This is a genomic window from Shewanella indica (assembly GCF_002836975.1).
Taxonomy (GTDB): Bacteria; Pseudomonadota; Gammaproteobacteria; order Enterobacterales; family Shewanellaceae; genus Shewanella; species Shewanella indica.
The window spans coordinates 1-12,471 of record NZ_NIJK01000041.1 but is presented as its reverse complement, the minus strand read 5'-3'; the positions used below and the strand labels follow the sequence as shown (position 1 = coordinate 12,471).

General features: G+C 51.5%; 9 protein-coding genes and 1 pseudogene. 5 read left to right on the top strand and 5 right to left on the bottom strand.

Annotated features, from left to right (window positions below; genetic code table 11):
• Positions 1-327: 327 nt before the first annotated feature.
• Positions 328-666, bottom strand: a complete 339-nt coding sequence (gene glnB, locus CX650_RS14305; RefSeq protein WP_025009956.1) for a nitrogen regulatory protein P-II — start codon at positions 664-666, stop codon at positions 328-330.
• Positions 667-1,011: 345 nt separating this feature from the next.
• On the opposite strand from glnB, the gene CX650_RS14300 reads away from it, so the two are divergent.
• Positions 1,012-1,533, top strand: coding sequence for a GspH/FimT family pseudopilin (locus tag CX650_RS14300; protein ID WP_101096179.1), 522 nt, complete (start codon positions 1,012-1,014; stop codon positions 1,531-1,533).
• Positions 1,534-1,637: 104 nt separating this feature from the next.
• Positions 1,638-2,147 (top strand): GspH/FimT family pseudopilin, encoded by a 510-nt coding sequence (locus tag CX650_RS14295; protein WP_101096178.1) that lies wholly within the window; start codon positions 1,638-1,640, stop codon positions 2,145-2,147.
• 64 nt (positions 2,148-2,211) lie between these two features.
• On the opposite strand, the gene CX650_RS14290 is transcribed toward CX650_RS14295, so the two are convergent.
• Complete coding sequence (locus CX650_RS14290) at positions 2,212-2,715, bottom strand: GNAT family N-acetyltransferase (RefSeq protein ID WP_157823032.1); 504 nt, start codon at positions 2,713-2,715, stop codon at positions 2,212-2,214.
• A 217-nt stretch (positions 2,716-2,932) separates the two neighbouring features.
• Between CX650_RS14290 and CX650_RS14285 the strand changes: the two are divergent.
• Positions 2,933-6,051, top strand: a pseudogene (locus tag CX650_RS14285) (NAD(P)-binding protein).
• Between the two features lie 117 nt (positions 6,052-6,168).
• On the opposite strand, the gene CX650_RS14280 reads toward CX650_RS14285, so the two are convergent.
• The gene (locus CX650_RS14280) at positions 6,169-7,836 is read right to left on the bottom strand and encodes a GGDEF domain-containing protein (protein ID WP_101096180.1); all 1,668 of its coding nucleotides are present in this window, start codon (positions 7,834-7,836) and stop codon (positions 6,169-6,171) included.
• 229 nt (positions 7,837-8,065) lie between these two features.
• Positions 8,066-8,581: a GNAT family N-acetyltransferase gene (locus tag CX650_RS14275; protein ID WP_101096176.1), complete on the bottom strand. Its 516-nt coding sequence runs from the start codon at positions 8,579-8,581 to the stop codon at positions 8,066-8,068.
• 498 nt (positions 8,582-9,079) lie between these two features.
• On the opposite strand from CX650_RS14275, the gene CX650_RS14270 reads away from it, so the two are divergent.
• Entirely contained in the window at positions 9,080-10,063 is a 984-nt protein-coding gene (locus CX650_RS14270) for a DUF4382 domain-containing protein (RefSeq protein ID WP_071477228.1), read from the top strand.
• A gap of 109 nt (positions 10,064-10,172) precedes the next feature.
• Here CX650_RS14270 and CX650_RS14265 read toward each other — a convergent pair whose 3' ends face one another.
• Positions 10,173-11,543, bottom strand: a complete 1,371-nt coding sequence (locus CX650_RS14265; protein ID WP_101096175.1) for a magnesium transporter — start codon at positions 11,541-11,543, stop codon at positions 10,173-10,175.
• Positions 11,544-11,662: 119 nt separating this feature from the next.
• On the opposite strand from CX650_RS14265, the gene CX650_RS14260 reads away from it, so the two are divergent.
• Complete coding sequence (locus CX650_RS14260; protein ID WP_039036082.1) at positions 11,663-12,154, top strand: glutathione peroxidase; 492 nt, start codon at positions 11,663-11,665, stop codon at positions 12,152-12,154.
• The last annotated feature ends 317 nt before the right edge of the window (positions 12,155-12,471 follow it).

Below are 12,471 nucleotides of genomic sequence, written 5' to 3'. Positions count from 1 at the left end.
ACCGAACTGCCACATAGAAAGCTTTAGTTGCCGCTAAAGCCTGGGTCTCACTTTACCCTTTTGGCTTGGTTATTATCCATACAAACTACTTAAATGGACGCAGGAACATTCGGTGGTTTTGGTTCTGAGTGTGATTGGCTTGTAGTGGTCAATTAACTTGATCACTACACTGTCAGCACAAGTCTGAGCTAGTGCAGCTAATATTCGACATCGACAACGGTTGGAGTGGGTCATTGTTTTTATTTGGCGACTAAACAATAACTCTCCAACCGTTTTCATTTCCAGTCCACGCTAATCTGTGATGAACCTAATTTTTTACGTTCTTTTTTATACCGCTTCTTCGTTTTCTTCACCGGTACGGATACGAATAATGCGTTCGATATCGGTCACAAAGATCTTGCCGTCGCCGATTTTACCGGTACGGGCGGTTTCAACAATCACATCCAGTGCCTGTTCCAGCAGATCATCCTGAATAACCAGCTCTATCTTCACCTTGGGCAGAAAGTCGACCATATACTCGGCACCACGGTACAACTCTGTATGTCCCTTCTGGCGGCCAAAACCTTTGACTTCCAGAACCGTCATACCGGTTATTCCTATCTCAGCCAACGCCTCACGGACATCGTCCAGTTTAAACGGCTTGATTATGGCTTCCACTTTCTTCATCAGGCACTCCTTTAGGGCTTGGAATTCTTTTGCGACTCATGACCATTTCCAGGTCAATTTGACCGGAGAAATAGCTCGCGATTTTGCTTGTTCGCATACAATCGCAATAGCTTATCACGACATACTGCGGGCAAGAAGTGATTGTCCGCTCAGATGAAAAAACCAAGGCTCTATTCCTTCGCAGTAGCCATGATCAACTCGGTGTACTTATTCATCCCTTAGGTAAGCAAGTGCAATATTTAGTGCAAACTCATCTAAAAGGAAACCAGAACCAAGCCACTGCCTGGACTAAACTAACACTCAGGTTCGCCGGATGCTGGCCGCCCACCACTCAAGGATGAGATTATGCGTCATTTACAGCTTGGTTTTTCGCTGCTGGAGGTCATGGTCGCCATGGCTCTGCTGGCGGTACTGGCCTCAGTCGGGGCCCCCTCACTCAAGTCGCTCTACGAAGGTTATCGCGCCCAAACCGGCATCAAACAAGTACAGCAACTACTGCAATTTGCCCGCAATCAGGCCATTAGTTATGGTGTCAGAGTCAGTGTCTGCGCTCTCAAGGATGGCCGCTGTGAAGCCGATGCCTGGCAACAAGGAGTAACGGTTTTCAGCGATCGCAACGGTAATCTGGCCCTGGATGATGACGACAAGCTGCTGTTTCAAAGCGGCGCTTTTGATAGCCAAGACATACTCAAGTACAACCGGAAAGCGATACGCTTTCTGCCGGATGGACTGGCGTCAGGAACCAATGGCACCTTCAAGTATTGTCCTGGTAAGGCTAATAGTCCCCACTCAAAAGCCTTGATAATCAATCAAGCCGGACGAATTCGACGCTCTCAGGATAAAAACATCAGTTGTCAGGATGGTTGATGCTGGTGGAATTAACGACCATTGCACAAGGTTTGCAAAGACTACTGTAATTAACAACTCATTCACTTATACTTAAGCGTATCTATTCATGTGAAGAGTTGACTATGGCTGTTGCACATTTTTCCAGTTCCAGAATCCGTGGCTTTACGCTGGTCGAACTCATGGTCACCATTGCTGTTGCCGCCATACTGTTGTCTGTGGGAGTTCCCTCACTCACTTCTTTATATGAAAGCTATCGCAGTCAGTCGGAAATAAGCCGAATTGAACAAGCCCTGTCCTTCGCCCGCAACCAGGCCATCAGCTATGGTATGGAGGTGAAAGTTTGTGGTTATCAGAGTGATACAGGTTGTGCCGCCAATTTTAATGATGGCCTCAAGGTCTATACCGAGGCCGGAGGCAGCGAAAAAATATTGCGGGTAGTGGAAGGCATCGACAGCAAGGATGCCATCGTGGGCAGCAATGTTGGCTTTCGTGCCGATGGCCTAAGCAACACCACAGGCGAAGTGACCTTTATCTATTGCCCTTCCAAGCAAGCCAATGGCTCAAGAAGTGTGACGGTTTCCAGCTCAGGGATGATCAAATACGGCGCTGATGGCCTGACCTGCCCAATTTAAATGACAGAGGTCATGCCGGTTTCAGTAGAGTGAATCTATGTCAGAGCCATGCTCACAAGTCACTTTAATCTGATGGTGAAGTCAACAGGAAACCCACCTCACCTTCTTCAGTCAGCCCCAGAGACTGCCAACCAAGATGGCGATAAAAGCCTTCGGCGCGGGTACCCGGCTCGGTACTGAGTTGCAGCTTGCTACAGCCTCCGGCATGGAGCCAGTCAACCGCTTGCTGTAACAAGGCCTTACCTATGCCCTTCCCTTCCGACTCCGGCGCGATAAAAAGCGCCCAAATTCTGGCATCATCACGATCGCTACAGACAAAACCCAATAGTTGTGTTTCATCCTCTGCAACCCAAGTGCGCCGCCGACCTGTCAAATAGCTGAGATAGCAAGCTTGAGTGATCCGCCCGGGATCCTGCAGGCGGTTTTCGCGCACATTCAATCTCAACGCCATTATGGCAGGAATATCGCTTAACCTGGCGGTGCGTATGCTTGGGTTCATACATTGATAGTAATAAAAACTGTTCACCATGCTCAAATTAACGCCAACCCGGCGGTTATGTCCAGTCATCAATATATTGTTATCCCAAGAGAAGTTTACTCCAGCCAAGCCATAGAAAGTGGAGAAGGTAACACTGCCAATCAGCAACCTATTACTGTTGCTTACACTAAGGAACACATATCCGGCAACGAACGTGTAATTGTAAGAAGCCTGAATATACGCTAGGTTTATTCAGCTAATTCAGTCAGATAAATCTGGCAAACGTCAGTACACAAGGATGGTCGCCATGAACGAACAACGCCCCGACTTTATCTACCCTCCCGGCTCAGTGCTTATGCACTCTCCTCTGGTGTTAACCCAGGCCGATATGTACGGTTTTTTCCTCAAGGGCAAGCTTGCCAATCTGCAACGGAGTGTCGATCAAACCCTGAACCGGGTCGCCAACAACAATATGTATTTCAAGGTGTTGTCCCCTTATGTACTGACAACTTTCACTCAAATCGCCAAGGCTTATTCCAGTTTCGAGGTGGATCGCAACAAAGGTTGGATCCAGGAAACCGATATCATCACCTGGGTGATGGTGGGCAAACACGCCGGTGCTGATGCCGGCGAAATCAGCGAAATCCTGTTTCAGCCGCTGCATATCTGGGTCAATGATGCGATGGCATTGATCAATGGCCGCGAGCTGTTTGGTTATCCCAAATACGCCTGCGAATACCGGATGCCTGGCGTAGATGAGCCGCTGACAGAACTGTCGTTGGCGGCCAAGAGTTTTCAAAAATTTTCCCCGGATGCCGAGCTGGCAATGGCACCACTGCTCCAGATTAAGTGCAGGCCGCAGCAGGAGAATGCCCTCTCGCCACTGGAAGCCATAGGCCAAACCTGGGACTTTATTCAGTCCCAAACCGACTTTATTCCCGATCTGGATGCTCTTGGGGCCGAGCAGGTATTCGAACTGCTGTTCAAACCGGCGGTGGAGCAAGTTTTCCTGAAGCAGTTCCCCGACGCTTCCGGCACCAAGGCGGTATATCAGGCGCTGCTGCAGGCGCCCGCCAGAGTCACCAAGGTGCATCATCTGTCGCTGCTGGATAACTCCCTGGTGGCCACCGTCTTTGCCAACGACAGCTTCCCGCTGGCCGATACCCTGGGGGTACAACTCGGCGAGCAGCAGGTGTTGCTGCCCTACCATGTGAACTTTGACTTTGAGGTGCCGCCGGGCGAAGTGTTGGTGGATAACTCTATAGTCAAAAAGAGAAAATTGCCATTCTCGGTGGAGGCGTTGCCGCCATTACCGCGGCCATGTGCCTTACAGAACAACCTGGCTGGCAAAACCGGTACCAGATAGATATCTATCAACAGGGCTGGCGCATTGGTGGCAAGGGAGCCTCCGGGCGCAATGCCGCCATGGGGGATCGTATCGAAGAGCATGGGCTGCATATTTGGTTTGGTTTCTACCAAAATGCCGCGGCCCTGATGCGCAAAGCCTATGAGGAACTGGGGCGAGCGGATGACGCGCCGCTGGCCAGCTTTGTCGAAGCCTTCAAGCCCCATAACTTTATTGTGCTGCAGGAACAGATAGAGGGGCGCAGCCTGAGCTGGCCCATCGAGTTCCCGCCCATGCCGGGTATCCCCGGCGACAGCACTGAAACCCTGACGCTGTGGAAATTGGTCAAGGCGGCCTTTTACTGGATCCGTCAATGGCTAAAACAGATGGATGAAGTCGATGAGGCCGTGGCCAAGGATAGCCCCAGAGACTGGTTCACCCGCGACTGGTTTGAACGCCTGAACGATCGCATCGAAGAGGCGCTGGATGACGCCAAAGATAGCCTGGAAACCCTGGGGGACAAGCTGGAGTGCCGCTTCAACCAGCTGATAGGCCTGGAGTGTGACGATCACCACCACGACACTGTCGAGGACGATGGCCTAATCGAGAGTGCCGTCGATATACTGCATCGGCGTCTCAAGCGCCGCTTTGGCGATCACTTGAGTGGCAATGACGAGCTCAGGCGCCTCTACATAGGTGCCGACCTCGGTCTGACCATACTCAAGGGGATGTTTGTCGATGGGGTATTCAAGGGCGGATTCGATGTTATCAACGGCTATGACTACCGCGAATGGCTGCGTCGCCATGGCGCCAGCGAGCGTTACACTGTCGATTCGGCACCGGTAAGGGGCTTCTACGATCTGGTGTTCGCCTATGAACAGGGCGATTTCTCCCGCCCCAATGTGGAAGCCGGCACCATAATCCGCTCCATGCTGCGAATTGCCCTCTGCTACCAAGGGGGCGTGATGTGGAAAATGCAGGCCGGCATGGGCGACACAGTATTCACCCCCTACTATGAAGTGTTGAAACGCCGCGGAGTGAATTTTCACTTCTTCCACCAGGTACAACAGCTGCAATGTCAGGGACAATCCGTCAGCGGCATAGAGATAGTGGAGCAGGCCAGCCTCAAGCCTGGACTCAGCGAGTATCAGCCGTTGGTGGATGTCAAAGGACTCGGCTGCTGGCCAAGCGAGCCTCTGCTATCACAACTGGATGAAACTCAAGCCAGATTAATTGCAAAAAACCGGGTCAACCTGGAACACTTCTGGAGTGATTGGCCGCAGCTGTACCAGCAAGAAACCGGTCGCGCTCTACCGGTGAAGCAGCTGCGTAAGGGGGTGGATTTTGACAAGGTGATCTTCGGTCTATCCATAGGCGCCGTTCCTCATGTGGCTAAAGAAGTGATGACCCAAAGTCCGGCGCTATCAGAGGCTGTGGCCAAGGTGCAAACTGTGGCGACCCAGGCCTATCAGTTGTGGCTCAACACAGATCTCAACGGTCTTGGCTGGCAGCTTTTTCCTGCTTCCGGCGAAGAGCCTGTGCTGTCGGCCTTCAGCGAACCCTATGACACCTGGGCCAGTATGGATCAATTGATTGACAAAGAAAGCTGGCCGGTAGGCCGCGTCAAGAATGCCAGTTACTTCTGCTCGGCGCTGCCGGTTGCCGAATATCCCCCCAGAGAGCAGAGCGACTTTAACCAACAAATGAATGCCGTGGCCAAGTCCGGGGCTCTGGGGCAACTCGAGCATCAAATAGGCAATCTCTGGCCGGAAGCCCAAAATGGCTTTGTCTGGGATTGGCTGCACGACCCGGAGGAACGTCAAGGACAACAGCGCTTTGACAGCCAATACTGGCGTGCCAATGTCGACCCGTCCGAGCGGTATGTGTTGTCGGTGAAAGACAGCTCGCGTTTTCGCATCACCACAGACGGTACTGGGCTGGATAACCTCTATGTCACCGGTGATTGGATAAAAACAGGGCTGAATGTGGGCTGCGTCGAAGCCGCAACCATGGCGGGTATGCACACCTCTAAGGCTATCTGTGGCTATCCGCGCCATATCAAGGGTGAGGAAGACTTCTGATAGGCATCCAGGCGGGATTTAGCCGGTTCGACTCAGCTATGAGCTTGCTCTGGACTGAGCTGCTGACTTAGCTCCGGACTTAGCCCAGGAATTAGTCCCGAAATTAGCCCCGAGAGTTCAGCGGGGCAGGCCTTCGGCTGCGGCCAGTTGTCTGGCGTGCAGCTCACGACGACGCAGACTCTTGCACTGATACAAGTCTTTGTCAGCGGCGCGGACCCAATCCTGGACCGTTTCTTTGTCTGTACTGGCCGCAGAGCCATGATTGACACAGAGCTCGGCAAAACCTTCACTGGCAATACGCTGCTCCAGCCTCGGCAGCAAGTTCTGCAGTCGCTGCCCCTCGACTTCCGGCAGTAGCAAAGCAAAGTCATTGCCACTAATGCGAAAAGGCTTGAGCTTGGCTTCAGACCAGCTTTGTAGCTCTTCGGCTACCGCCAACAGCAATCTGTCCCCTTCCCCATGTCCCAGGGTGTCATTGACCCGTTTCAGCCCCTCAATATCCAACAATACCAACAGGTATCCCGGCTTGGGCATGCCACTACTCAGGCAGGAATCCGCCAGACTCTCATCATAGGCCAAGCGGTTGGCAAGACCTGTAAGGCTATCACTGCGAGCTCGTTCCCAAGCGATACCCAACTTGCGGATATACTCCTGGCGCTCCTCCGACAAGAGTTTGAGCTTACTTGCCAACGCCAAGGACAGCAACAGAGCATCGGCAGTGCCACCCAGCAAAGTTGCCAGCTCGGCATATTCAAAAAAGTCCGGGGTGATACCCATGTTACCAGGCAATATGATGATTGCCGGCAGCAGCAAACAGCTGAAGGCCATTATGAAATAACGCGCCGGCGAGAAGCCTTTCATCAGACAGACATTACCGCAAACTATCGCCAGTCCAATCCAGAGCATAATAAGCACTGAAGCAATAATCGCCGTATAGGACAAGAACCAAATACTGGTGGGCAGAGCCAACACACAGGCCCACAACAAGATGCGACTGAGGCGCCAAAGCTTGGGCGAATAGAGAGAAAGCTGCAGAAAATTGTTATAGAACAAAATGTTCAATATGGGCAGGCTGATAAAGAATAGGTGATGCAACTCGAGTTGCCGGAACTGAAACAAGTGCGCGGGCAAGTGGAAGGTCAAGGCCCAGCCGCCGAAGTAAGCCAGCACATAAAGACCGTACCAAAAGAACGCCTTGTCACGGGTGGTAAAGAAGATGAACAGGTTATAGCAGGCGATAAAAATCAAGCCCCCGAGACATAGCACCACGGCTGTGGCATGTCTGTCGGCGCTGAGCCTGTGTTCTATTTCAGGAGCCAGGCGGACCTCGGGTGCCGATGAGTAGTAACGGCTCTCAATCTTGACCACCAGCCAATAATCTATCCCCGGCTTGATGGTGAACCGCCTGCCATAATCAAACAGATACTGATAGTCGGCATCATAGCCCGAGTGGGCTTGCTGTTTGCTACCATCTTGCCCCAGCAGCAAAAGATCTATGGATTCTATAATGGAGTTGCGTACGTCTATGACCCAAGTCTGTTCACGACTTGCCACTCGTAAGGGATGCACCATCCAGTAACTGCCGCCGGTCAAACTCAGGCTGGTTTCCTGTTGCGCCCGGATCCAGGCTGGTACCGCCTCGAACGAAGTCGGTGCCAACTGTTGTGGCTCAGCCTTGAGAATGTAGCTGTTGTCGAGCACCTGAGTGGCCCAGGCACTCACACTAAACTGGAGCAGAACAAACGCCAGCAATAGCCTGAGCAGGGAACCTGGGTGTTTATCCATATTGAAGGGCGAACGTTTGTCTGTCGGCAAATCGATTTCCGTCCAAGACCATGGCGCTATCCTTATCCTTGAGTACACAAACGCCCAAGGCACTGAATCTATTTTTTATTATTGATGATTTAACTCTATTTCGGTGAACCACATTTTGCAATCCAGCTCACAGCATTAGTGATAAAATTCCGTCAGGAAATGCCAGTTTGCCACGCTCCGGTGACGAAAAAGTGTAATTTCAGTCGATTCTGACCCTATCCCCCACCAACTTGAGCATTTCTGTAGCGACATCCACTTGGTCATCCAATACTAAAAAGTACCATCCCACAGTATTGCCTGTGCCTCTGATACTCAGATAGTTCCCCCAAAACTGCATCCCCGACTTGAGCAAATTATCACGACTGGCACGATTCTCTTCTCTAACTGTAGCAAACAATAGCCGGATCCCCATTTCCCGGGCGATTTGGATCCGTTTTTGGGTCAGGGCCGCCGCAATCCCCCGCCGTCTATAGTCGGGGCGCACCATTAAATATCCGAGCTCGGCGATATCTCCGCAACCGGCCTTGATCACAGCGCAGCCCACCAGCTCCCCGACTCCGTTTTGCGCCACTATCACGGCACGGGAGGCCATAAAGACCTGATGTTCCAAGGGGTGAGCATTATCATCGCGGCTATCAACCAAAGCGCAAGCGGCAGCAATCAAGTCAGGACTTTGGGCCAGGGAAACCGTGATTTCCTGGACAGGATTAGGCATAGATACTCCTTTGGTGACTATACTTGGCGGATATGTGAGCTATCGAAGGGGACATTCCCCATAAAACTTAACCTCGGCTTAACCAGATTAACGTATGGCTACAGGTAAAAGCCGCAATTAGTTCGGGAAGGTGCGAACAGGTCCCATGTGTGCTCTGCGTAGGCTTACAGGCCAGGATGCAAGGCGTGATTCGCAGCAAATGGCCTTAGTCCTTTGCAAGAAGCACAACACAGCAGACTGGCCTGTAAGCCACGCCCTTCGGGGCTTACACTGCAACCGGCTCTCTGCGTTATCCGACTTTGACAGGCCCCGGCATGCCTTCAGTCAGATGCCTTGAACGCCAATTGCTGTGTAAGCCAGAGTGCCACGAGGACCTGTTTGCACCTTCCTTATTTTAGCCCCATTGAGGGAGTTTGTGGCAGACAACAAACACAATTCTCTGAGTAACCCCGGGTAACCGGGCACTGTCACGCTCCGGGAACAACAAGAGGAACCAAGATGAAAAATCGTATTTCAAGTATCGCACTGCTTTGCGGCTCAGGCCTGTTGCTGACTGCCTGTGGTGGCAGCGACAATGATACCCCGCCGACACCAACACCCAATACCGCCAAAGTTAGCTTCGCCGTATCTGATGCCCCGGTCGACAGTGCCGAAAAAGTGGTCGTGGCGTTTGACAAAATTGAGCTGGTACGGGAAGGACAAGATAACATCTTCCTCGAGGTCTCCGGACCTAACGGCGAAGACTACCGCCAACTGGATCTGCTGGAGTATCAAGGCAGCGACAGCGCTCTCATCCTCAGCGATGCCGAGTTGGAAGTCGGCACTTATTCACAGTTGATATTGCATATACTGGATGAGTCCACCGGCTCAGATCTCAGCTATGTGATCGACGAAACCGGTCAAGTGCCACTCAAGCAGCCCAGTACCAGGCTGCGTTTAGGCAGCTTCGAAGTCGACAGCACCGGCGTCCAGCGCTTCACCATAGAATTTGACCTGCGCCGCAGCCTGGTGGAAAACAAAAATGGTCAGCGCTATAACCTCAAGCCCCACGGCGTATCCATAGTCAACAATGCGACTGTGGCTTCCTTGTCCGGTGAGGTAGATATCAACCTGTTCAACGCAGGTGAATGTGCTGCCGATAGCGGCAACTTTGTCTACCTCTATCCCGGCCACGATCTGGACCCAGCATTGCTGACCGATAACCTGGATCCGGATGTCAACCAGAATGCGGTACCAGAAGGCGCCGTAGTGCCATATAACTCGGTCGAAGTGGAGTATGAAGCAGGTAACTTCGGCAAATACGCCTTTGGCTTTATTCCCGCCGGGGATTATACAGTGGCCTTCAGCTGCAGCGCGGAAAATGACGACCCAGAGCAATATGATGGTCTTATTATTCCCAACCCTGCCCCTCAGTTGCATCAGGTCACCCTGAGCAACCAAACCGATACAGTGCAAGACTTCAACGCCATTGTCGCCCAGTAGCTTTCAAAGCCTTTTGTGAAAGGGAGCCTGTGCTCCCTTTTCTTTTGACTGTCTTTTATTGAGCCCACTTTGCAGAAGTGGTCAATGCTGTCACATAAATAGCTAACGACTATAGATACAGCAAGGTTGCCAATCCAAGGAAAGTAAAGAAGCCAACAACATCCGTGACCGTAGTCAGGATCACCGAGCCGGAAAGCGCAGCATCCTGATTAAATTTCTGCAATATCATGGGTACTGCCACCCCGGCCAATGCCGCAACCAGCATATTGACCAAAATAGCCACAGCAATCGTCATACCAATCAGGTTATCGTCAAACCAGATCCCAGCCACCAAACCTATGAGTACGGCCCAGAGAATACCGTTGAGAGCCCCTATCCCAAGCTCGTTCTTCATCAAGGAAAACAGGTTTCCTATGGAAATCTGTCCCATCGCCATGCCGCGGATCATCAGGGTCAATGATTGCGAGCCGGCAATTCCACCCATAGAGGCCACTATCGGCATCAATACCGCCAGCGCCACCACTTTTGCCAATACATCCTCGAACAAACCTATGGTGGCAGAGGCCAAAAATGCCGTCAGTAGATTGATCCCGAGCCAAATGGCGCGGCGACGAGCGCCCTTGACGATAGGCGCAAACAGGTCATCGGACTCATCCATACCGGCCGAGGCCATCAAACGCGCTTCATAGTGTTCTCGCACCAAGGCGGTTGCCGTTCGCAGCGTCAAGCGGCCGATTAAGGTGCCTTCTTCATCGACCACCGGCAGCTCAATATCTGAGCTATGCTCTATCGCTTCGGCGGCCTCTATCAAGGATGAATCGGCCGACAATACCCGGCTGTCCGGCTCGATAAGCGAAATAAGCGGGGTTTGCGGATCCTGACGAAAAATCTCATAGCGACTGACGGTTCCCTGGTAATGATTATCCTCATCCACCAGATAGAGGTTTTCGCAGCAATCCAAGTCAATACGGCGGAAAAAACGCTGCGCCTGTTCCACCCGGCTTTTGTTACTGAGCACCAAGGCCTGATGTTCTGTGTAACGACCTATTTCATTTTCCGAGTATTGATCATAAAGCTCATAGCGCTTGCGTTGCCGCTCCCCCATTTGCGCCAAAGCACGATCGATAAAGCTGTCGGACAAATAATCGCTCCATTCGATCATCTCTTCAGCTGACAGTTGCGCCAGCAACAGATCCACCTCTTCCACCGACATCTGCCTAAGAAGGCTCATCCTGGGTTCGGCGCGCATCAAGCTGAGCACAGCTGACCGCTCAGCGAAGGCTATTTGATTCCAGCGATCATAGCGTTCATCCAGCGGCAAGGATTCCAGCAATAAGGCTATCGTGCCAGGATCGGCCTCTTCTAGGATCTCACCAAAGACCTCGGCCTGAGCTTCGCCCTCCAATAGCGTTAACTGCTGTACCACCTGCCCCACTTCTGCTTGAGGTTGAAGCTCCGGCTCGACTGCTGTTTGTGTCACTCAACTCTCCTCTCTCTTTCTTTTTAGTATGCGCTTGGGTCAAAATTTAAATTGCGCACAAATAAATTACTAACAATATAGTTTGTGTTATATAGTAAAGCTTCAACCAAGGAGCCACTATGTCTAACTCAATATACGCTATCCCACTTGAGAATATCCAAGGACAACAAACGGATCTCAGCGAATTTCAAGGACGGGTCATGTTGCTGGTCAATACCGCCAGTGCCTGTGGCTTTACTCCTCAGTATGCCGGATTGGAAAGCCTGTATCAGGAATTCAAAGACCAAGGCCTGGTGGTACTCGGCTTTCCCTGTAACCAGTTTGGTGCTCAGGAAAAGGGCAATGAGCAGGAGATCCAGTCCTTCTGCGAATTGAATTTTGGTGTTAGCTTCCCACTGTTTGCCAAGCTGGAAGTCAATGGCCCCCATGCTCATCCCTTGTTTAAACTGCTCAAGCAGCAGGCCCCTGGCGTGCTGGGCTCGGAAAGCATTAAATGGAATTTCACCAAGTTTCTGGTCGATCGCCATGGCAAAGTCAGCAAGCGCTATGCTCCCACAACCAAACCCGAGGCTCTGCGTAATCAGATTATCCAGCTATTACAGGATAAATAATCAATTGAAAAATAAACTAATTAAAAAAACATGATTATTTTTCGCCATTCAGGGGGAACCAAAACATCACTGCAGACTCCAACATAGTGAGCAGTGAATTTACTTTTTCATGTTCATCATTCTCCCTAAGGGGCTTCTAGCGCGGCCCCATTGATCTTCGATAGATCATAAGGCAGTCTTTAATGGCTGCCTTTTTTTATGCCTGCCGGCTCCACAAGAAAAATCTCTTTATGGCTTAATGCCGATCAGTTAAGACAGATCGCTTGACGATCTCACTGAAAGGATCAAAATCCGATGACCCCATGTCATCGGATTTT